Here is an 18,827-nt window from a genome sequence, read left to right as displayed (position 1 = left end):
GTGTGCTCACGAGCAAGAGGATGTATTAGCGTAATACCTGCGCTCGCAATAATTGCATGCGCGTGTTAAATGTGGACGCGACGCATCCGTACCAGGGGTGCGTGCCGAAGGAAGGGTTGCCCTTATGCATATCGACCTGTCCGGCCGTACCGTGCTCGTCACGGGCTCCACCGCGGGCATCGGCCGCGCCATCGCGGTGGCCGCCGCCCGCGCCGGCGCCGAGGTCGTCGTCAACGGCCGCGACGAGAGCCGTACCGCCCAGGCCGCCCAGGACATCGCCGCGGAGACCGGTTCCGAGCGGGTCCGCGCCGTGGCCGCCGACGTGTCCACCGCCGAGGGCACCGACGCGCTGACCGAGGCCGCCCCGGACGTCGACGTCCTGGTCAACAACACCGGCATCTTCTCCGCCACCCCCGTCTTCGAGATCCCCGACGCGGAGTGGCAGCGGTTCTTCGACGTCAACGTCCTCAGCGGCATCCGGCTGGCCCGCCACTACGCGCCGCGGATGGCCGAGCGGGGCTGGGGCCGGGTGCTGTTCATCAGCAGCGAGTCGGCGGTCATGACGCCGACCGAGATGGTCCACTACGGCATGACGAAGACCGCCCAGCTCGCCGTCTCGCGCGGGATGGCCCAGGAACTGGCCGGTACCGGTGTCACCGTCAATTCCGTCCTGCCGGGCCCCACGCTGACCCCCGGCGTCGAGGAGTTCATCGCCGACCGGGTCGGCCCCGGCACCTCCTTCGCCGAGGCCGAGGCCGCCTTCATCCGGCAGGAGCGGCCCACCTCGCTCCTCGGCCGCCTCATCCGGCCCGAGGAGGTCGCCGCGCTGGCGCTGTATGCGGCATCCGAGCACGCTTCCGCCACCACCGGCGCGGCGCTGCGCGTCGACGGCGGTGTGGCACCGACCCTGATTCCTTGACGAACCCGTACCCGTCGTACCCGTACTCGTAGCCGACGCATCCGTACGCATACCCGACGCACCCGTACCGACCTGCACGGACGACGACCACCGTGCGAAAGGACTGCCCCCCATGAACCCCGCGACATCGATTCCGAACGTGCCGCTGAACAACGGTGTGGCCATGCCGCAGCTGGGCTTCGGTGTCTTCCAGGTCCCCGACGACGAGACCACCGCCGCCGTCACCAGCGCGCTGGAGGCCGGCTACCGCAGCATCGACACCGCGGCCGTCTACGGCAACGAAACCGGCGTCGGCCGCGCCCTGGCCTCCTCCGGCATCGCCCGCGAGGACCTCTTCGTCACGACGAAGCTGTGGAACAGCGCCTCGGAAACGTGGACGCGTGACAACGTCCTGCGGGAGTTCGACGCCTCCCTCGACAAGCTGGGCCTGGACCACGTGGACCTCTACCTGATCCACTGGCCGCGGGCCGTGCGCGACGACTACCTCGCGATCTGGAAGGCCTTCGGCGAGATCAACGAGAGCGGTCGTGCGAAGGCGATCGGCGTCTCGAACTTCCAGCCGGAACACGTGCGCCGCGCGATCGACGCGACGGGCGTCGTCCCGGCCGTGAACCAGATCGAGCTGCACCCGAACTTCCAGCAGGCCGAGGCCCGTGCCTTCCACGCCGAGCACAACATCGTGACGGAGGCCTGGGCACCGCTCGGCCAGGGCAAGGGCCTCCTGGGGAACGCCACGATCGGCAAGCTCGCCGAGAAGCACGGCAAGACCCCCGCACAGGTGGTCCTGCGCTGGCACCTCCAGCTCGGCAACGTCGTCATCCCCAAGTCCGCGACCCCGTCCCGGATCCGGGAGAACTTCGACGTCTTCGGCTTCGAGCTGGACGCCGACGACATGGCGGCCATCGCCGCCCTGGACAACGGCACCCGCCTCGGCCCGGACCCGGACACGTTCGACGCCTGAGGCGATCAGCATCCATGACCAGGATTCCGGCGCATTCGTCCGGTAGGAGTGCCGTCGCCCCGGGGTGCCTCGCTCAGGAGGGCGACGGGGTGGCGGAGTCCGGGGTCAGTGTGTCGATCAGGCGGCGCAGTTCCCGCAGTGACACGTCGTCGTCCGCGACGTGGGCGAGGACGACGGTGAGGGTGTCCTGCAGCAGCGGTACCAGTCGGCCGGTCCGTAGGACGGGGCCGGCGCGGTACAGGAGGTCACGTACCGCCGACTCCGTCCAGCGGCACCGGTTCAGCGCCTCGGCGAACCGGTGCTCCTCCGGCAGTGGCACCCACTGCCCCGCGGCGAAGTCCGTCCGCAGGGCGGTGGCGCCGCGGTTCAGGCTCCGCCAGCTCCAGTCCGCACCGCCCACTTGCGGCCGGTCCCGCCCCGGCCGGGTCTCCTGGCAGAACCGGCACAGCCACACCGTGCGCTCGGGGCCGATCGCGGGCTGGAGCGCCACCGCGAGCTCGGGCGAGGCAGGTGTGGGCTCGGGGCAGAGATGGCAGGGCAGCGCGACGGGTACGGGGTACCGCTGGTTGTGGTCGACAGAGAGGGTCACACCTGCTCAACGCGTGTTCGAGTGGGCCGTGACGTGACGCGGTGGAAGGTTTACGTTTTTTGCCCGATCTTTGAGGGGGTGTGCTGAGCGCGCTGCCGCCGTATCGGATGTGTGGTGTTCCTCGCGAGAATGCACGTATGACCGCCACCTCACGCGCCCACTCGTTCAACGCGGCCGCCGCTCGGTACGGTGCGAACCGGCCCTCCTACCCACCCGCCCTCCTGGACACGGTGGAGGAACTCTCGGGGCGGCCCCTCGCGGGCTCCCGCGTCGCCGATGTCGGCGCGGGCACCGGCATCGCCACCGCCCTGCTGCGCGAACGCGGCGCCGACGTGATCGCCGTGGAGCCCGGCGACGGCATGGCCGCCGAATTCACCAGGCAGCTCCCCGGCGTACCGATCGTCCGGGGCGACGGCAACGCACTGCCCCTCGCCGACGCCTCCCGCGACCTTCTCACCTACGCGCAGTCCTGGCACTGGACCGACCCCGACCGCTCCGTCCCCGAAGCGCTGCGCGTGCTGCGCCCGGACGGCGCGCTCGCCGTCTGGTGGAACATCGGCGACACGGACGTCCCGTGGATCGGTGCGCAGAAGAACCGCATCGCGCGCCACTGCGGGGTGACACCGCCCGCCGCCGAGCGCCCCGACGACAGTCGCGCAGCCCGGCTCGCGGGACTGGGCCGGCCGGGGCTCCGCTTCGCGCGCCGCCGGCTCCGGTGGACCCGTACCGTCCCGCTGGAGACCCACCTCGCCAACGTCACCAGCCACTCGGCGTTCCTCGTCCTCGGCGAGGCGGCCACCCGGGCCTTCCTCGCCGAGGAACGCACGCGCCTGCGCGAGCTCTTCCCGGACGGTGCGGTGGCGGAGGCCTACCTGGTCGATCTGCTGGTGGCGACCCGCTCCTGAGCCGTACCTTCCTGAGTCGTACCTTCCTGAGTCGTACGCCGCTCCGCAGACGGGTCGTGGGAGCGGCGGACTGCTCAGTCCTCGGTGGCAGGGCCGGCGGCCGACCGGTACGTGCACACCTGGACGCCCGTACTGCTGGTGACGGCCGAGACCAGCTCGAACGTGCGGAGCGCACCGTCGTCCGGGAAGAGCGTCTTGCCGCCGCCGAGGAGCACCGGCTCGATCATGAGCAGGAGTTCGTCCACCAGGCCCTCGCTCAGCAGGGTCCGGACGAGCGTGGGGCTCCCCATGACCCACAGGTCGCCGCCATCGGCCCCGTGCAGTTCCCGGATGCGGGCGACGGCCTCGTCGCCCGGGATGAGAGTGGTGTGGTGCCACGTCAGTTCGTCGTCGCGGAGGGTGCGGGACACGACGTACTTCGGGAGCGCGTTCATCCGGTCGGCGAACGGGTCGCCGGCCCGGTCGGGCCACGCCCCGGCCATCGTCTGCCACGTCCGGCGCCCGAACAGCAGCGCCCCGGCCCGGCCCATCGCCGCGTCGATGGCACCGCCCATCACCTCCGGGTCGAAGAAGGGATGCGACCAGCCGCCGTGGGTGAACCCTCCGTCCACGTCCTCCTTCGGGCCGCCCGGCGCCTGCACGATGCCGTCCAGGCTCATGAACTCACTGACCACGATGCGCATCGGACTACTCGCTCCTCCGTCTCACGCCGGGTACGGCGACGGGCTGTCCGTCGTCCGTCGTACTGCCCCGGCGCGTTCTCCACCTGCCCATCTTTGCGCCCCTGCGCGGTTCGGGTGGGGGAAACGAGCGTGCCACCCCTCTTCTCGCCGGGCGCCGTACCTTCCCGGCGTCTGCCGTACCGCCTCGGCGTGCTACGCGCCGGGTGCCGGGGTGAGGCGGTAGCCGGCTCCGTCGGGGCGGAGGTAGCCGGCGGTGGGTGGCGGGAAGTGGCTGCCGAGGACGAGCGTGTTGGTGCCGGCGAGCGAGGCGAGCAGGTCGCGGCGGGTGGCGACCGCCTGGGCCGGGTCGATGTCGACGCAGCTGGTCAGGTCGGGGCGGCCGAGCTGGACGGGGTGGTGGACGCAGTCACCGGTGATCAGGGCCGACCGGCCGGCGTCGGCGATGCGGACGGCGACCTGACCGGGAGTGTGCCCCGGGGTGGGGAGCAAGGTGACGCCGGGGGTGATCTCCGTGCCGGTGGCGGGGACGTCCACCGGGTCCAACAGGCCGTGCTCGCGCACCGGGTGGACGGAGTCGCGGAACATCTGGCGGCGCGGCGCGTCCAGTTCGGCGGCCGACCAGTACGCCCACTCCTCGCGGGCCACCACGTAACGGGCGTGCGGGAACGTGGGCACCCACGCGCCATCGTGGTACCGGGTGTTCCAGCCGACGTGGTCGGTGTGCAGGTGGGTGAGGACGACGAGGTCGACGGAGTCCGGTGGGAAACCCGCCGCTCCGAGTCGGGCGAGGTAGTCCATGTTCAGATCGTTCCAGGCGGGGTTGGCGCGGTCCTTGCCGTTGCCGATGCCGGTGTCGACGAGGATGCGCAGGCCGCCGGCGCGTACGGCGAAGGTGTGGCTGGCGAGGCGCAGGACGTGGTCGGGCCCGGCGAAGTCGGGGCGCAGCCACGGGGCGTCGGCGATCACGGCCGGGGTGGCGTCCGGGAGCAGCCAGGGGCCGGTCTCGGGCGGCAGCCCGGTTTCGTCGATGCGGTGGACGGTGATGTCGCCGATGGTCCAGGTGGGGGCGGGCATGCGACTCCTCGGGTCGGGCGCCTTAAAGCGCAGGTGTTGCGTTAACGGTAGGCTGGTGATGCGCGTTAACGCAAACAATTTGCGTTAGATGGGTGTGGCGGCCTACTGTCCGTACGGTGGCAGCCGAAGACGACGCATCGGTGCCGTCCCGTCCGCGCTGCCCATGTCCGCGTCGTAGAGCCTGTGTTGTGCTCGATCGGCGCCCTTTCCTCCCAGGCCGTGCTCATCGGCGCGAACCCGCCGGAAGCCCGACGCCTCTCCTCCCGCTCCCCGAAAAGGATCCGAATCCGTCATGCCCCTCCCTCCCCTCCCTCCGCTTCCTCCGCACAGCCCGCGAACAGCCGCCGAGGCGGCCGAGCGCGCCGGCATCCCCCTGCGCGACGACCGGCACGCGGCTGTCGCCGCCACCGCCGACCACATCCTCACCGTGGTCAGCCGTCTCCGGGAGCTCGACCTCGCGGACGTGCCGCCCGCCCCCGTCTACCGTCCCGACGGGCGGTGACGGCCGTGCAGCCCTACGAGCTCTCCCTCGCCGCGGCGGCCGACGCGATCGGCGCCGGACGCCTCTCCCCGGTGGAGCTGACCGACTCCGTCCTGGCCCGTATCGAGGCGACGGAGCCGGTGGTGAACGCCTACGCGGCCAGGACCGCGGAGGTGGCGCGCGAGCAGGCCGCCGCCGCGGCACGCGAGATCGCCGCCGGACGCCACCGCGGCCCGCTGCACGGCATCCCGATGGCGCTCAAGGATCTGATCGACACCGCGGGCGTGGCCACCGCATCCGGTTCCGCCGTACGCGCCGGCCGGGTGCCGGAACGGGACGCCACCGTCGCCGCGCGGCTGAAGCAGGCGGGTGCGGTGCTGCTGGGCAAGGCGCACACGCACGAGTTCGCCTACGGGCTGACGACGCCGCAGACCCGTAATCCGTGGGCCCCGGACCGGGTGCCGGGAGGCTCCAGTGGCGGGTCGGCCGCCGCGGTGGCGGCGGGCGCTGCGACCTTCGCGCTGGGGACGGACACGGGCGGCTCGATCCGCGTCCCCGCCGCGCTGACCGGGACGGTCGGGCTCAAGCCGACGTACGGAACGGTGCCCCGGGACGGGGTGGCCGCGCTGTCCTGGTCGCTGGACCACGTCGGCCCGATCACCCGCACGGTGCGGGACGCCGGGCTGGTGTTGGCCGCCATCGCCGACCCCGGTTCGGACACACCGCCGGGGTACGGCAGCGACGGCAGCAACGGATATGGACACGGAAACCGGCATGGCCGCGGTGCGCGCGACGCCACCGGCGAACCGGACCTGCGCGGCGTCCGCGTGGGCGTCCCCGCCGACTACTTCTTCGACCGCGTGGACCCCCAGGTCGAGGCCGCGGTGCGCACCGCGCTGGACCGCATGGCGGCCCTCGGGGCGACGCTCGTGGACGTCACCATTCCGCTGCACCGGTATCTGCAGGCCGTCCATTGGGGCCTGATGGTGCCCGAGGCGACCGCGTACCACGCCACGGAGTTGGGCGGCGCACCCGAGTTGTACGGGGACGAGGTGCGGGTGCTGCTGGAGGCGGGCGCACTGCTGCCCGCCGTCGACCACATCCGCGCGCAGCGCGCCCGCACGCTCATGCGGCGGGAGTGGGAACGGCTGCTGCGGGAGGTGGACCTGATCGCGGCACCGACCGTACCGGCCACCGCGGCGCTGGTCGGGCAGCAGGCGTTCACCTGGCCGGACGGCACTGTCGAGGCGGTGGCCGATGCGTACGTACGGTTCAGCTCGCCGGCGAACCTCACCGGGCTGCCCGCGCTGTCACTGCCGGTGGGTGCCGACCGCGACGGGCTGCCGATCGGCATGCAGCTGATCGGGCGGCCGTACGGCGAGGCGGCGCTGCTGGGTGCGGCGGACGCGTACGAGCAGGCCTTCGGGCCAGCCCCGCTGGCGGATGTGGCGGAGCCCGCCTCCCGAGCGGTACGTCCGGGCCGGCGTGATGCCCAGCCCGCTTGAAGCAAAGAATCAGCGTTAAGGTGAGGGGATGGGAGCGAAGCCGAGGAGCCGCCCGGGCGGGCGCAGCGCACGCGTGCAGGAGTCGGTGCACCGGGCCGTACGGGAGCTGGAAGCCGAGCGGGGGCGCGCCGAGCTCACCGTGCCCCTGATCGCGGCGCGCGCCGAGGTCACGCCCTCGACGATCTACCGGCGCTGGGGTGACCTCCAGGTATTGCTGTCCGATGTGGCGGTGGAGCGGCTGCGCCCGGAGGGGCCGCCCGCCGACCACGGCAGCCTCGCCGCCGACCTGGAGACCTGGGCGGTGGAGTGGCTGGAGGAGATGTCCTCGGCGGCGGGGCGCGACTACGTCCACGACGCGGTCGCCGGCGACCGGGAAGGCGGCAACGCGGGGCAGTGTTCGGCGTACGCCGCCGAGCAGGTCGCCGTGCTCCTCGACCGCGCCGCCGGACGGGGCGAGCCGGCACCCGATGTGGAGACGGTCCTCGACCACCTGGTGGCGCCGTTGATGTACCGCATCCTCTTCCGTCCCGGCCTGCTGGACGCCGACTACGCCCGCGGCCTGGCCCGCCGTCTCCTCGCCGGCGGTACGACGGGCCCCGCGGAGTAACGACCTGCGCGGCCCGCCTCCGTCGCACGACGTCGTGACGGGCCGCCCACCGTCGACCGCCGGCGACGCTCGCACCGGCCGCCACGCTGTGAGCGGCGGGCGCGCCGGCCTGCGGTGCTGGCCGCCGCGCTGGGTTCCTCAGCCGGTGCGGCGCCGGCTGTCGCTTTCGTCGCGCAGCTGGTCGGTGTGCGTGGTCAGGGTGTCGATGCGGGCGGCGAGGTCGGGGTGGCGCCGTTGGAGATGCGGCCGGGCCGCGGTGAGCGGGGCCAGCAGGTCGGTCGGGTCGTCGTGCGCGAGGGCCTGGTTGAGGCGGGCCAGGGGAGTGCGGGAGGCCGGTGGCAGGTCGGTGAGGGCGGTGACCTGTCCGGCCAGACTGCGCAGGTCGGCGGCGTTGTGGCGGGCCCAGGCGGTGACGCTGCGGTCGGCTGCGCGGCGGTCGCGGGTGGCCTGCACGCGCTGTTCGCCGGTGGTGCCGGCGGGGCCGGGCCGCTGGCGCAGGTAGCGGCGTTCGGCGGCCTGGCGGCTGGCGACGCCGAGGGGTTGGGCGAGGTCGGCCCAGCTGGCGCCCGCTCGCCGGGCCGTCTCGATCAGCCCCGTCTCCCAGCCGGCGAGTTGCTCGCGCACCTGGCGCAGCAACAGCAGGGCTTCCAGGGCACGTTCCGGTCCCTCGTCGGGGGAGGGGGGTGGCCCGGTGTCGCTGTGCTGGGCGGTGCGGACGGCGTCCTCGATGGTCTCCAGCGCCGCGGCGGCGGCGAAGAAGGAAGCGGGGCTGGTGTGCTCGGCGGGGGGCATGACCTTCTCGTTCTCCTCGGTGGCACCCTCGTCGGCTGTCGGCCGGCGCCGGCCGACAGCCGCAACGACTGTCATTCTTTCGATGACATTCATTTTGTCATCGTTCCGATGACATGCTACAACGGTGGCAGGTGAAGCGCATTGGCAGCAACTGCCTGAGCCTTCTGGAGGTGTAACACCGTGTTGATGCGCACCGATCCCTTCCGTGAGTTCGACCGCCTCGCCCAGCATCTGATGGGTTCCGGCACCTGGTCGCGACCGGCCCCGATGCCGATGGACGCGTACCGCGAGGACGACACGTACGTAGTGGCGTTCGACCTGCCCGGCGTGGTGCCGGAGGCCATCGACATCGACGTCGAACGCAACGTGCTGACCGTCAAGGCCGAGCGCCGGCCGGCGGCGGACGGGGACAAGGTCCGGATGGACGTGTCCGAACGGCCGTTGGGTGTATTCTCCCGCCGGCTGGTCCTGGACGACACCCTCGACACCGCGAACATCACGGCCGATTACGACGCGGGCGTGCTGACCCTGCGCATCCCGGTCACCCGGCCCACCGAGCCCCGCAAGATCGCCGTCCGCCGGGGCACCGCGGACCACCGGCTTCCCGGCTGAGCAGCCGGGCTCGGAGCGCCGCTCCGGGACATCCCGCCTCGCGCCGGCCGGCCGGCGAACGCGACACCGGAATCACGGCGCATCAATCCGCCCACAGCGGTAACACGTCGACAAACAGCAGCCAGTGGACGAGAACACGAGGAAGGCGACGGCGACAGCGATGCACCACCAGTCTGCCCCGGCCCAGCGCGACACGGTGATGACCTACCAGCTGATGCTGGAGAAAGTCCGGTACGAGGGTGCCTATCCGACCCGGGAACGCGCCGACGAAGCCGTTCAGGCCGTACTCGGCGCACTGGGGCGGCAGTTGACCGGCGACGAACGCGTCGAACTGGCCGCGCGCCTGCCTGTGGAGGCCGCGCTCGCCTTCACGGGCCAGATCCCGGCAACGAAACCGCTCACCGGCTGGGGCTTCGTCAAGGACCTCGCGGCCCGGACCGGCGGCAGCCCGGCCACCACCCGCTGGGACACCGGGGCCGTCCTCACCACGGTGGCCGCCCTCGCGGGCCGCGAACTCCTCACCCGCATCCTGGCCCACCTGCCCTCCGGTTACGCCCCCTTGTTCGGTCGCCCGGAGATCCCCGAGGCGTCCAAGATCTCGTCGGTCGCTTCCGGTACGGCCCAGCCCCAGGCGGCCTGAGCCCCCTGAACGGGGTTGCCGGTCCCCCTCCCGGCAGCCCGCCGGCTCACAGGCCGGCGAGTCCGCCGCGCAGTACGGCGTCGGCGGTGTCCAGCAGCGACCGGTCGTGGCGGAAGGCGTGCGCCCGCAGCCGCAGCCAGGCGTGTTCGAGGGAGACGCCGCCGAGCCGTACGGCGAGCGCACCGGCCGCCCGGTGCGCCGCGGCGAAGGGCAGGCCCGCCTGGTCCGCCCGGCCCGCGAGCCAGGCGGTCTGCCGCAGTACGGCGCGCGCGGCGGCATCGGCGAGGGCGTCGGCGCCGCCGAGCTGAGGGGGAGTCAGGGCCCCCGGTGCTCTGCGGTGGCCGCTCAACGCCCCGATGCGCAGCGGGAAGGCGAAGACCGCCGCCACGCCCAGGCTCCGGATGGCCGGAGTCAGGCCTGTCCAGCGGGAGGCGACCAGGTCGGACAGGTCCGGAGCCAGCACCGTCATGCCGTGCTGTGCGGCGTCCGGGCCGGGCCCCCGGCCGTGTACCAGCTGGAGGTCCTCCAGCGAAAGGGTCAGCGGGCCGTGGACGAGCATCGGCTCCGGCAGGCCCGTATCGGTGGCGAGCAGCAGCGCCAGGCCGTCCAGTCCCAGGACGTCGGCACACTCGTGCAGCGGCAACCGGCCGGCGCCGAACTGCTCCAGACAGTCGCTCATCGCCGGATCGGCGACCGAGTACCCCTCTGCCACTGTTGCCCCTCTCCGTCGTCCGCCGCCGGCGCGGATGACGACAGCTCGTTGCGAGGTCCCGAGTGGCCTGTGACATCAAGCCGGTGCTGTGTCGGAGGGCTGCGGACGGCCGCGGAGCCGGGCAGCGCGGTACACGGACCGTGGTCGGCACGCCGGCCACCGTCGGTACGTGGCGAGGGCCGGCTGCTTCCCAACCGAAGTCGCCCTGCCGTGGGATAGGAGATCATGACTTACGGCCGGTGGGAACACCGACGCACGGGTAACGGGACGGGAAACGGGATGTGCTCCACTCACGCGTGGAGACCGGGGGACGGAGGCCGATCATGGGAAAGCGCGCGGGGGACGAGATGGTCGCGGTTCCGCCGGGCAAGGTGACACTGTCGGACCGGCGCACGGAGCGCACCTGGCCGGTCGAGCTGGCGCCGTACCGGCTCGCGGCGTACCCCGTGACCCAGAAGCTGTACGCGGAGGTCACCGGCGCGCGGCCGAGCGCCGTTCAGGGGGACCGGCTGCCGGTGGAGGGCGTCTCCTGGTGGGATGCGGTCCGCTTCTGCAACGCGCTGTCACGGCGTGACGGGTGCGAGCCTGCCTACCGCCTCCGCCCGGTCGGCGGCGGCATCGAGGTCGCACGCGAGGAGACCGCCGACGGGTACCGGCTGCCGACCGAAGCCGAGTGGGAGCACGCCTGCCGGGCCGGCACGACCGGGCCGCACTACGGGCCGCTCGACGAGATCGCCTGGTACCGCGGCAACTCCCAGGAGCGCATCCAGGACGTGGGAGGCAAGCGCCCCAACGAGTGGGGCCTGCACGACATGCTCGGCAACGTGTGGAACTGGTGCTGGGACGTGTACGACCCCGAGGTCTACGGCGAGTATCGGGTGCTGCGCGGCGGCGGCTGGTTCGACGAGCACTGGAGTTGCCGGGCGTCCGCGCGGCGCCGTAGCCATCCGGACTTCCGGGTCGACGACGTGGGGTTCCGTGTCGCGCGGTCCGGTCACTGAGGCCTGAGGCCCAGCGCAGGGCGCCGGGCCGGGGGCGGTGCCCCGGCCCGGCAGTGGGTGCTCGCTCAGGCGCTCAGTCCAGTGCCGCTCCGCTGGTTTCCGGGGCCCACAGCACGGAGATGACCGCGCCGAACACCAGGACGCCGGTGAGCGCCATCATGGTGGGCGCGAACCCGAAGGAGCCGAGGCTGATCGGCAGCAGGAAGGTGCCCACGGCGGAGCCGACGCGGCTCATGCCGTTCAGCAGTCCGACGCCCGAGCTGCGCAGCTCGGTGGGGAACAGCTCGGGCGGGTACACCTGGTCGAGGTTGGTCGCCGCCGACATGGTGAACGTGAAGACCAGGAACAGCGGGAAGAGCAGCGCGGCCGGTGCGTCCGGCCAGAGGCCCATCGGCGCCAGCGACAGCGCGAGCACGACGAACGAGCCGATGGTGAGCCGCCGCCGGGTCAGCTTGGCCACCAGCCACAGTCCGACGACGCCGCCGAGCAGCAGGAACGAGTTGAGCAGCGCCTCGCTGAGGAAGTCGGAGCCGGCGAGCTGGATCTTCACCAGTACCAGGGGCAGGAAGGTGTAGATCGCGAAGTACGGGATCACCTGGCAGTTGTAGAACAGCACGCCGAACGCGGTGTTCCGCCAGTGCGCCGCGCCGAACAACTCCCGGTAGGAGGCCCGCCGCTCGGTGGTGTGCTGCTGCTGCGCCGCGAACGCCTCGAAGTCGATGTGGCTGCCGACGAAGCGCGTGATCACCTGCCGGGCTTCCTCGGTCCGGCCCTTGCTGAGCAGCCAGCGCGGCGATTCGGGCGTGCCCAGCCGCATCAACAGCACCGCGATCGCGGGGACCGCGCTGCTGGCCAGCAGCCAGCGCCAGGAGTCGCCGCCCAGGCCGATGAGGTAGGTGCCGAAGAAGAAGGCGGCGATGTAGCCGACGGTCCACAGACAGGTGAGTGAGGCCAGCAGGCCGCCTCGGTAGCGGCGCGGTACGAATTCGGCGACGAGGGTGGGGCCGAGCGCGTAGTCGGCGCCGATCCCGAAGCCGATCAGCAGGCGCAGGACGAGCAGTTCCGTCGGGCCGGTGACGAAGAACTGCAGGACGGACGCCACGGCGATCAGCAGGAAGTCGAGCATGTAGAGCCGTTGCCGCCCGATGCGGTCGGCGGCCCAGCCGATGACGATGCTGCCGGCGAAGACTCCGATGAGGGCCGAGGCGCCCATCAGCCCCTGCCACATCGACCCGAGGTGCATCTGCGGGGCGATCGCGGTGAGCGCGATACCGATGATGCCCAGCTGGTAGCCGTCGGAGAAGTTCGCGCCGAACGTCAACGCGGTGATCTTCAGGTGGAAGCGATTGAGGGGGACGTCGTCGAAGGTGTCGGTCGCCGTGGCGCCTGCCGGTGCGGCTGACGGATCAGCGACTGACGGATCAGCGGCTGCGGACTCGGCGGTTGGGGGATCGGCGGCTGGGGTGAGGGTCCGGTCGTCCGGCATGGCTCGACAAGCTCTCCGATCAGGGGGACGCCGCGGCTCCGGCACGGCGTCGGGCGGGCTGGAGGGGGCAGGTCACCGGGCAGCGGCCTGCATGAACAGCTCTTGCCAAGAGTGCGAATGAAGAGTTTCATGCACCCTGCGAGATGAATAAGTTCTTGTCAAGGGAGCTTCATGCTGGACCGCACCGCCCACAGCACTTCCCTCCGCATCGACGGTACCGCGCTGACCTGTGCCGACGTCATCCGCGTCGCACGGCACGGCGTACCGGTGCAGCTGGCTGACGACGCCCTCAAGCGCGCCGGACGCGCCTACGAGATCGCCCGCGACAGCGGCGCCAAGCGAGCCGTGTACGGACGCACCACCGGCGTCGGCGCCAACCGGCACGCCGTCGTCGACCCGGACACCGCCGACCAGCACGGCCTGCGGCTGCTGCGCAGCCACGCCGGCGGCAGCGGGGAGCCCCTGCCGGACGACGTGGTGCGCGCCGGGCTCCTCGTCCGCCTCAACCAACTGGCGGCGGCGGGCAGCGGCGTACACCCCCGGCTGCTCCATGCGCTCGAAACCGCGTTGCGCGAGGACGCACTGCCCTCGGTGCACGCCCGCGGCGCCATCGGCACCGGCGACCTCACCACCCTCGCCGAGATCGCCCTGACTCTCGCCGGTGAACGGCCCTGGGCGAAGCGGTCGCTGGACCCCGTGCCGATCAGCCCCGGCGACGCCCTCGCGTTCATCTCCAGCAACGCCGTCACCCTCGCGGAATCGGTCCTCGCCTGGCACGACCTGCGGCGGCTGCTGCGCGCGAGCCACGTGATCACGGCCCTCTCCTACCGCGCGCTGGGCGGCTCGCCCGAGGCGTTCTCCGAGGCCGTGCACGCCGCCCGGCCGCACCGCGGTTCGCTGTACTGCGCCGCGGAGATGCGCCGCATCCTCGCCCTCGGCGCCGACGCGCCCGCCGGGCGGCGCCTCCAGGACCCCTTCGGACTGCGGGCCTTCCCGCAGGTCCACGGGCCGGCGCTGGACGCGGCCGACACCCTGGAACGGGTGCTGACCATCGACGTCAACGCCGCCGCCGAGAACCCGTTGATCGACATAGACGGCGAACAGATCCACCATCACGGCCAGTTCTCCACCGCCTACCTCGCCCTCGCGCTGGACGGTCTGCGCGCCGCACTGCACCACGCCGCCGAACTGTCCGCGGCCCGGCTGAGCGACCTGGTCGAGCCCGACCTCACCGGCCTGTCGCCGTTCCTGGCCGCGGGCCCCGCCGGCAGCTCCGGCATCATGATCCTGGAGTACGTCGCACACGACGCGCTCGGCCGGCTCCGGCACGCCGCGGCCCCGGTCACCCTCGGCACCGCGGTGATCTCGCGCGGCCTGGAGGACCACGCCAGCTTCTCCACCCAGGCGGCCCGCAGCACCACCTCGGCCGTCGCCGCCTACCGCACGGTCCTGGCCTGCGAACTCATCGGCGCGGTGCGGGCGTTGCGGCTCTCCGGCGCGGAACTGCCGGCCGCCCCCGTGGCCCGGGCCCTCGCGGCGGCCGCGGAACGGCTGCCGCACATCGAGGAGGACCACCCCCTCAGCGGTGAGATCGAGGCGGCCGAGGCGTTGACAGGGGAGTTCGCCGACTACTGACCCACCGCGCAGGCCGGCGGGCGGCGCGCGAGTCCGCCGGTCGTTCACACGCTCCCGACATGCTCGTGGGCCGCCCCGCAACACCGGGACGACCCACGCTTCCCACCCGCGGGACAGGACCCGCGGACTACCGGCAGAGGGTCACGTGCCGGCCTTGCGCCCGTACACGTAGACCTCGTCGCCGTTCCGCAGCAGTTTCCAGTAGCTCTTGGCGTCGGCGGTCCGCATGTTGACGCAGCCGTGCGAACCCGGCGCCGACCACACACTGCCGTCGATGGCGTGGAACGCCTCGCCGCCGTCGAAGAACTGGCTGTACGGCATCGGCACGTCGTACAGCGAGGACACGTGGTCCTTGTGTCGCCAGTAGACGCGGTGCAGTCCGGTGCGCGTCTCGTGCTTGTTCCGCCCCGTACGCACCGGGACCGGGCCCTTGACGAGCTTGTGGCCGTCCTGGACCCAGCTGATCTGCCGGGTCAGGTCCACACAGGCGATCCGCCCCTTGTTCACCGGGCAGTGACCCGCCCGGTTGGGGTTCTTGCCGGCCGCCTTCTGCTTCTTCACCAGCTTCATCACGTTCCAGGTGACCGGCCCGGCGTACCCGTACTGCGGGTAGATGCCGTGTGCCCGCTGGAAGTCGCGGATCGCCCGGCAGTCACCGACCGTCTGTCTGCCGTCCGCTTTCCGGCCGAGGAACCTTTCGGCGTCCTTCTGGTGCGGCCCCTGCAGACCGCCGCACGACGACCCCGAGGCCGCCTGCGCGGAGGCCGCCGGCGCCCCCAGCACCAGCAGCGGCGACAGCACTCCGGCCGCCGCCGCGTACGCGATGCCCCGCCGTCCGCGAGGTATTCGACTGTTCGTACTCGCCATGGATCACCACTCTCGTCTCGACACCTACAGGCGTCCCCCAATGAAATGACTGCGACGGCTGAGGCCGTGCGGACCTCATGAGCCACCGCACATTCACATTAGATGTCCATGGTCCAGCAAAAGCGGCAATTACCGAACATGGAGCCCCAATTGACCCACTGATCCCGGACAGGGCATGAGGCACCGACGGACCATGCCCGGTGCGACACCGCTCGGCGCCCGGACCCCCTACCGAAGGCCGTCGAGGAGCGGAGCGAAGTACCCGCCGTCGCCCTCGGCGAAGCCGGCGAGCATGGCGGTGGCGTGGGCACGGTCGGCCATGTCGGGCTCGTCCGCGGCGAGTTCGTTCTCCAGGACCCACATCTCGAGCATGAGGGAGTGGCCGATCAGTACGTCTGGGCCGCCCGCGCCGGGCAGCGCCGATGCGGCGATGCGCCGGACCGCGTCCCGGAGCGGCGCGCGTTCTTCCCGGCCGCTCGGGCCGAACGCCAGCTTGACGAGCTCGTTGAGGTCGACGGCGAGGGGCGCGACGACGGCGAACTCGAAGTCCAGGAGCGCGACGACCCGGCCGTCGTGCCAGAGCGTGTTCGGCGTGCAGAAGTCGCCGTGGTTCAGGACCAGGGGCGCCTCGGGCAGCGCGGCCCAGAAGCGGTCGAGCGCCCGGCCCAGCCCCGTGGCCTCGGCGGGGGTGAGCTCTCCCGCCGCGACGAGCCGGTCGAGGCGGGCCGTCGCCTCCGCCGGACTCCGGGAGAAGAACGGCGAGCGGGAGCGGGCGTGCGGCGCGGCAGCGGCCACGTCGACCCGGTGGACATGACGGGCGCGTGCCCACATCTGCTCGACGGCGCGCGACCGGGCGGCGGGGTCCAGCGTGGGCCAGACCTCCTCCAGGTTCTCCCCGGCCACGCGCCGGGTCAGCACCCACTCGTGCCCCTGCCGGACGCCCGAGTCGAGGACGGGCGGGCAGCCGGCCTCCGCCGGCACCAACTTCAGCAGCCGTTCCTCGCGGAGCAGGTCCGCGGGACCCGGGCGGGTCGCCACGCGTACGACGAGCTCATCGGTCAGCCAGGTGGTGTTGGTCCAGCCCCGGCCGCGCTCGACGGTGCCGAGGTCCGCTCCGTGCTCCCGCAGGACGGCCTCGGCCACGGCGTGCGGACCGGTGCGCGGGGCTCCTCGGTACGTCACGGCGGCACGCTAACAGGGCAGCCGACCCGGGAGCGCGGCATTTCCGCGGGCGGTGGCCTCGGCGATCGGGGCGCGGGCCCCGTCGACGTATGTCACGTAGGCCACATGGCGGAGCGAGCAGGGGTGCCTCTGGTACTGCCGGGTACCGGGGGTCAATGAACAATCGAGGGCCACCGGCCGACACCGGACATGAGGTCGGCCGATGGGGACGCCTGGAGGGAGCGGAGCGCTGAAGAACACGGAGCAGAGGGGGACGACGGGCACCGGGGAGACGACCGGGCGGCAGGCTGCGTCATCACGGGGGAAGGCCGCCTCGGGCCGGTCCGCGCGCATCCGGCAGTGGTGGGGGAGAGCCGTCGGCTCGGCGGGACACGAGCGGCACACACTGCTGCTCATCGGCAAGAGCACGCTGGCCGCCACGGTCTGCTGGGTGATCTCCCACGACCTGCTCAACGCGCAGTCGCCGGCCTTCGCGCCCTTCTCCGCCGTACTGATCATGCAGGTCACCGTCTACCAGTCGGTCGTACAGTCCTTGCGGTACGTGGGAGCCGTGGCGGCCGGTGTGGCGGTCCAGGCCGCGCTGGGCTTCCTCGCCGGACCCGATCTGCTGACCTTCGTCCTGGTCGCCGCCATCGCGCTGACCATCGGCCGCTGGCCCGCGCTGGGCGCCCAGCGCTCCCAGGTCGCCACCGCGGCCTTCTTCGCCTTCTCCACCTACTCCGCCGCCACCTCGAACACCGATAAGGTCACCCAGCTCGGGCAGATCGTCCTGCTCGTGCTCATCGGCTGCGGCGTCGGTGTGCTGGTCAACCTCACGGTGTTCCCGCCGATGCGGTACCGCAGTGCCGAGTACGGCATCCGCAGTCTCGCGCAGGCCCTGTGCGACCTGGTCAGCGACATCTTCCCCGCGCTGCGCGACGGCGACCTGGACCAGGAGCGCACCGAGCAGTGGCGGTCCCGGGCTGAGCGGGCCGAGGCGCTGATCACCCAGGCGCGGTCGGGGCTGCAGACGGCCGAGGAGAGCCTCTACTACAACCCCCGGCGACTGCTCCGCCGCCACCGCACACCCGGCAGCTTCGAGAACTACGCGTCGGTGCTGGAGGCACTGGAACGCACCCTGTACCAGGTGGCCTCGCTGACCCGTAGCCTCGACCGCTGGCGGGAGGACCGCGAGGACGCGCGCGAGGGCACCGAGCGGGAGAACAGCAACGCCTTCCTCGCGTGCTACGCCCGGTTCCTGGAGTCCGTCTCGGCCATCACCTCGGTGCTCGCGGAGCTGGCGGAGGAGTCGCTGGCGGACCAGTCGCAGGAGCTGTGCCGCCTCACGAACGAGGCCGAGCGGCATCGCAAGGAGGTGGCCGAGGAGGCCGAGCGACTGGGGCTGCCGCTCACCGACCCGGCACGGCCCTACGGCGTCCTGGTCGTCGAAGCCATCCGGCTGATGGAGGAGTTCCGGTACACCCGCGACGTGATCGGGAGCCAGGTCGACGGCTGACGCGGCAGCGGTCGGATCACCGCCGCGTCAGCCGGGGGACACGAACCCCGACTCGTAGGCGGCGATCACGGCCTGGGTCCGGTCGCGGGACCCCAGCTTGGTCAGCACCGAGCTGACGTGGGTCTTCACCGTCTCCGTCCCCACCACCAGTTCTGCCGCGACCTCCGCGTTGGACAGGCCGCGGGCCATCAGCCGCAGCACCTGCCGCTCCCGCTCGGTGAGCCCGGCCCGCTCGAAGGCGGCCCGGGCCCCTTCGTTGCGCCGGCCGGCCGCCATGGCGCGCAGCGACGCCGGGAAGAGAAGCGAACCGCCCTCCGCCACCAGCCGCACCGCGTGCACGATCTCGGTCGGCCGTGCGCGCTTGAGCAGGAACCCGTCGGCGCCCGCGCGCAGCGCCTCGTACACGTACGCATCGTCCTCGAAGGTGGTGACCACGAGAATCCTGGGCGGTTCGGGTACCGAGCGCAGCACCGCGCGGGTCGCTTCGATGCCGTCCAGCAACGGCATCCGGACGTCCATGGCGATCACGTCGGGCCGGAGCCGCCGCACCAACGGGACGACCGCGGCGCCGTCGGCGGCCTCCCCCGTCACCTCGATGTCGGGCTCGGCTTCCAGGATGGCGCGCAGCCCGGCACGCACCAGCGGCTCGTCGTCGACCAGGAGTACGGATATCGGCACGCG

Annotated in this window: 20 protein-coding genes; 11 read left to right on the top strand and 9 right to left on the bottom strand. The window is 72.2% G+C overall.

Translation table 11 applies throughout. The annotated features are described in order from the left end of the window. The first annotated feature begins 124 nt into the window (after positions 1 to 124). Both IF20_RS00310 and IF20_RS00305 read left to right on the top strand, forming a co-directional pair. Positions 125 to 919, top strand: a complete 795-nt coding sequence (locus IF20_RS00310; RefSeq protein WP_052862846.1) for an SDR family NAD(P)-dependent oxidoreductase — start codon at positions 125 to 127, stop codon at positions 917 to 919. A gap of 112 nt (positions 920 to 1,031) precedes the next feature. Further along, positions 1,032 to 1,880, top strand: coding sequence for an aldo/keto reductase (locus IF20_RS00305; protein ID WP_052862845.1), 849 nt, complete (start codon positions 1,032 to 1,034; stop codon positions 1,878 to 1,880). Positions 1,881 to 1,953: 73 nt separating this feature from the next. On the opposite strand, the gene IF20_RS00300 is transcribed toward IF20_RS00305, so the two are convergent. Continuing rightward, positions 1,954 to 2,469 carry a hypothetical protein gene (locus IF20_RS00300; RefSeq protein WP_052862844.1) on the bottom strand — a complete coding sequence of 172 codons (516 nt, stop codon included), beginning with the start codon at positions 2,467 to 2,469 and terminating at the stop codon, positions 1,954 to 1,956. 137 nt (positions 2,470 to 2,606) lie between these two features. Between IF20_RS00300 and IF20_RS00295 the strand changes: the two genes are divergently transcribed. Next, positions 2,607 to 3,374: a class I SAM-dependent methyltransferase gene (locus IF20_RS00295; RefSeq protein ID WP_052862843.1), complete on the top strand. Its 768-nt coding sequence runs from the start codon at positions 2,607 to 2,609 to the stop codon at positions 3,372 to 3,374. A gap of 74 nt (positions 3,375 to 3,448) precedes the next feature. On the opposite strand, the gene IF20_RS00290 is transcribed toward IF20_RS00295, so the two are convergent. After that, positions 3,449 to 4,057, bottom strand: a complete 609-nt coding sequence (locus IF20_RS00290; protein ID WP_052862842.1) for a dihydrofolate reductase family protein — start codon at positions 4,055 to 4,057, stop codon at positions 3,449 to 3,451. Positions 4,058 to 4,249: 192 nt separating this feature from the next. Further along, positions 4,250 to 5,131, bottom strand: coding sequence for an MBL fold metallo-hydrolase (locus IF20_RS00285; RefSeq protein ID WP_052862841.1), 882 nt, complete (start codon positions 5,129 to 5,131; stop codon positions 4,250 to 4,252). 292 nt (positions 5,132 to 5,423) lie between these two features. Here IF20_RS00285 and IF20_RS00280 point away from each other — a divergent pair, with 292 nt between their 5' ends. Genes IF20_RS00280 through IF20_RS00270 form a run of 3 tightly spaced genes read left to right on the top strand, consistent with a single transcriptional unit; the run spans position 5,424 to position 7,724 of the window. Then, on the top strand, positions 5,424 to 5,633 hold the full coding sequence (locus IF20_RS00280) for a hypothetical protein (RefSeq protein ID WP_052862840.1): 210 nt from the start codon (positions 5,424 to 5,426) through the stop codon (positions 5,631 to 5,633). Between the two features lie 5 nt (positions 5,634 to 5,638). Further along, positions 5,639 to 7,117, top strand: a complete 1,479-nt coding sequence (locus IF20_RS00275; protein WP_052863439.1) for an amidase — start codon at positions 5,639 to 5,641, stop codon at positions 7,115 to 7,117. A gap of 28 nt (positions 7,118 to 7,145) precedes the next feature. Next, positions 7,146 to 7,724 (top strand): TetR/AcrR family transcriptional regulator, encoded by a 579-nt coding sequence (locus IF20_RS00270; RefSeq protein ID WP_110943646.1) that lies wholly within the window; start codon positions 7,146 to 7,148, stop codon positions 7,722 to 7,724. A gap of 138 nt (positions 7,725 to 7,862) precedes the next feature. Here the strand turns inward: IF20_RS00270 and IF20_RS00265 are convergent, their stop codons facing one another. Continuing rightward, positions 7,863 to 8,516, bottom strand: coding sequence for a hypothetical protein (locus IF20_RS00265; RefSeq protein WP_052863438.1), 654 nt, complete (start codon positions 8,514 to 8,516; stop codon positions 7,863 to 7,865). A gap of 180 nt (positions 8,517 to 8,696) precedes the next feature. Here IF20_RS00265 and IF20_RS00260 point away from each other — a divergent pair, with 180 nt between their 5' ends. Continuing rightward, a complete protein-coding gene (locus IF20_RS00260) occupies positions 8,697 to 9,128 on the top strand; it encodes an Hsp20/alpha crystallin family protein (RefSeq protein ID WP_110943645.1) in 432 nt (143 codons plus the stop codon). Positions 9,129 to 9,288: 160 nt separating this feature from the next. After that, positions 9,289 to 9,768 carry a DUF2267 domain-containing protein gene (locus IF20_RS00255; RefSeq protein WP_052862837.1) on the top strand — a complete coding sequence of 160 codons (480 nt, stop codon included), beginning with the start codon at positions 9,289 to 9,291 and terminating at the stop codon, positions 9,766 to 9,768. Between the two features lie 46 nt (positions 9,769 to 9,814). On the opposite strand, the gene IF20_RS00250 is transcribed toward IF20_RS00255, so the two are convergent. Then, positions 9,815 to 10,480 carry a hypothetical protein gene (locus IF20_RS00250; protein ID WP_052862836.1) on the bottom strand — a complete coding sequence of 222 codons (666 nt, stop codon included), beginning with the start codon at positions 10,478 to 10,480 and terminating at the stop codon, positions 9,815 to 9,817. 323 nt (positions 10,481 to 10,803) lie between these two features. Between IF20_RS00250 and IF20_RS00245 the strand changes: the two genes are divergently transcribed. Further along, complete coding sequence (locus tag IF20_RS00245; RefSeq protein ID WP_052862835.1) at positions 10,804 to 11,481, top strand: formylglycine-generating enzyme family protein; 678 nt, start codon at positions 10,804 to 10,806, stop codon at positions 11,479 to 11,481. Positions 11,482 to 11,554: 73 nt separating this feature from the next. On the opposite strand, the gene IF20_RS00240 is transcribed toward IF20_RS00245, so the two are convergent. After that, a complete protein-coding gene (locus IF20_RS00240) occupies positions 11,555 to 12,967 on the bottom strand; it encodes an MFS transporter (protein WP_052862834.1) in 1,413 nt (470 codons plus the stop codon). Positions 12,968 to 13,138: 171 nt separating this feature from the next. On the opposite strand from IF20_RS00240, the gene IF20_RS00235 reads away from it, so the two are divergent. Further along, entirely contained in the window at positions 13,139 to 14,602 is a 1,464-nt protein-coding gene (locus IF20_RS00235; protein ID WP_052862833.1) for an aromatic amino acid ammonia-lyase, read from the top strand. A gap of 141 nt (positions 14,603 to 14,743) precedes the next feature. On the opposite strand, the gene IF20_RS00230 is transcribed toward IF20_RS00235, so the two are convergent. Together IF20_RS00230 and IF20_RS00225 are read right to left on the bottom strand one after the other, a co-directional pair. Beyond that, positions 14,744 to 15,469 (bottom strand): L,D-transpeptidase family protein, encoded by a 726-nt coding sequence (locus tag IF20_RS00230; protein ID WP_110943644.1) that lies wholly within the window; start codon positions 15,467 to 15,469, stop codon positions 14,744 to 14,746. Positions 15,470 to 15,697: 228 nt separating this feature from the next. Continuing rightward, positions 15,698 to 16,651: a phosphotransferase family protein gene (locus IF20_RS00225; RefSeq protein ID WP_052862832.1), complete on the bottom strand. Its 954-nt coding sequence runs from the start codon at positions 16,649 to 16,651 to the stop codon at positions 15,698 to 15,700. A gap of 202 nt (positions 16,652 to 16,853) precedes the next feature. Between IF20_RS00225 and IF20_RS00220 the strand changes: the two genes are divergently transcribed. After that, positions 16,854 to 18,146: an FUSC family protein gene (locus IF20_RS00220; RefSeq protein WP_110943642.1), complete on the top strand. Its 1,293-nt coding sequence runs from the start codon at positions 16,854 to 16,856 to the stop codon at positions 18,144 to 18,146. A 27-nt stretch (positions 18,147 to 18,173) separates the two neighbouring features. Here IF20_RS00220 and IF20_RS00215 read toward each other — a convergent pair whose 3' ends face one another. Continuing rightward, positions 18,174 to 18,824 carry a response regulator gene (locus IF20_RS00215; protein WP_052862831.1) on the bottom strand — a complete coding sequence of 217 codons (651 nt, stop codon included), beginning with the start codon at positions 18,822 to 18,824 and terminating at the stop codon, positions 18,174 to 18,176. Positions 18,825 to 18,827 lie beyond the last annotated feature (3 nt).

The sequence above is a fragment of the Streptomyces niger genome, from assembly GCF_000718305.1.
In the GTDB taxonomy this organism is placed as follows: Bacteria; Actinomycetota; Actinomycetes; order Streptomycetales; family Streptomycetaceae; genus Streptomyces; species Streptomyces niger.
The sequence above is the reverse complement of the archived record's forward strand: the minus strand, read 5'-3'. Positions and strand labels throughout refer to the sequence as shown.

Excerpts from the sequence above, each read along its gene's own strand:
- IF20_RS00245 (WP_052862835.1), top strand. The coding sequence starts at position 10,804 with ATGGGAAAGCGCGCGGGGGACGAGATGGTCGCGGTTCCGCCGGGCAAG.
- IF20_RS00280 (WP_052862840.1), top strand. The coding sequence starts at position 5,424 with ATGCCCCTCCCTCCCCTCCCTCCGCTTCCTCCGCACAGCCCGCGAACA.
- IF20_RS00240 (WP_052862834.1), bottom strand. The coding sequence starts at position 12,967 with ATGCCGGACGACCGGACCCTCACCCCAGCCGCCGATCCCCCAACCGCC.
- IF20_RS00220 (WP_110943642.1), top strand. The coding sequence starts at position 16,854 with ATGGGGACGCCTGGAGGGAGCGGAGCGCTGAAGAACACGGAGCAGAGG.
- IF20_RS00295 (WP_052862843.1), top strand. The coding sequence starts at position 2,607 with ATGACCGCCACCTCACGCGCCCACTCGTTCAACGCGGCCGCCGCTCGG.
- IF20_RS00255 (WP_052862837.1), top strand. The coding sequence starts at position 9,289 with ATGCACCACCAGTCTGCCCCGGCCCAGCGCGACACGGTGATGACCTAC.
- IF20_RS00285 (WP_052862841.1), bottom strand. The coding sequence starts at position 5,131 with ATGCCCGCCCCCACCTGGACCATCGGCGACATCACCGTCCACCGCATC.
- IF20_RS00270 (WP_110943646.1), top strand. The coding sequence starts at position 7,146 with ATGGGAGCGAAGCCGAGGAGCCGCCCGGGCGGGCGCAGCGCACGCGTG.
- IF20_RS00305 (WP_052862845.1), top strand. The coding sequence starts at position 1,032 with ATGAACCCCGCGACATCGATTCCGAACGTGCCGCTGAACAACGGTGTG.
- IF20_RS00290 (WP_052862842.1), bottom strand. The coding sequence starts at position 4,057 with ATGCGCATCGTGGTCAGTGAGTTCATGAGCCTGGACGGCATCGTGCAG.
- IF20_RS00235 (WP_052862833.1), top strand. The coding sequence starts at position 13,139 with ATGCTGGACCGCACCGCCCACAGCACTTCCCTCCGCATCGACGGTACC.
- IF20_RS00230 (WP_110943644.1), bottom strand. The coding sequence starts at position 15,469 with ATGGCGAGTACGAACAGTCGAATACCTCGCGGACGGCGGGGCATCGCG.
- IF20_RS00265 (WP_052863438.1), bottom strand. The coding sequence starts at position 8,516 with ATGCCCCCCGCCGAGCACACCAGCCCCGCTTCCTTCTTCGCCGCCGCC.
- IF20_RS00310 (WP_052862846.1), top strand. The coding sequence starts at position 125 with ATGCATATCGACCTGTCCGGCCGTACCGTGCTCGTCACGGGCTCCACC.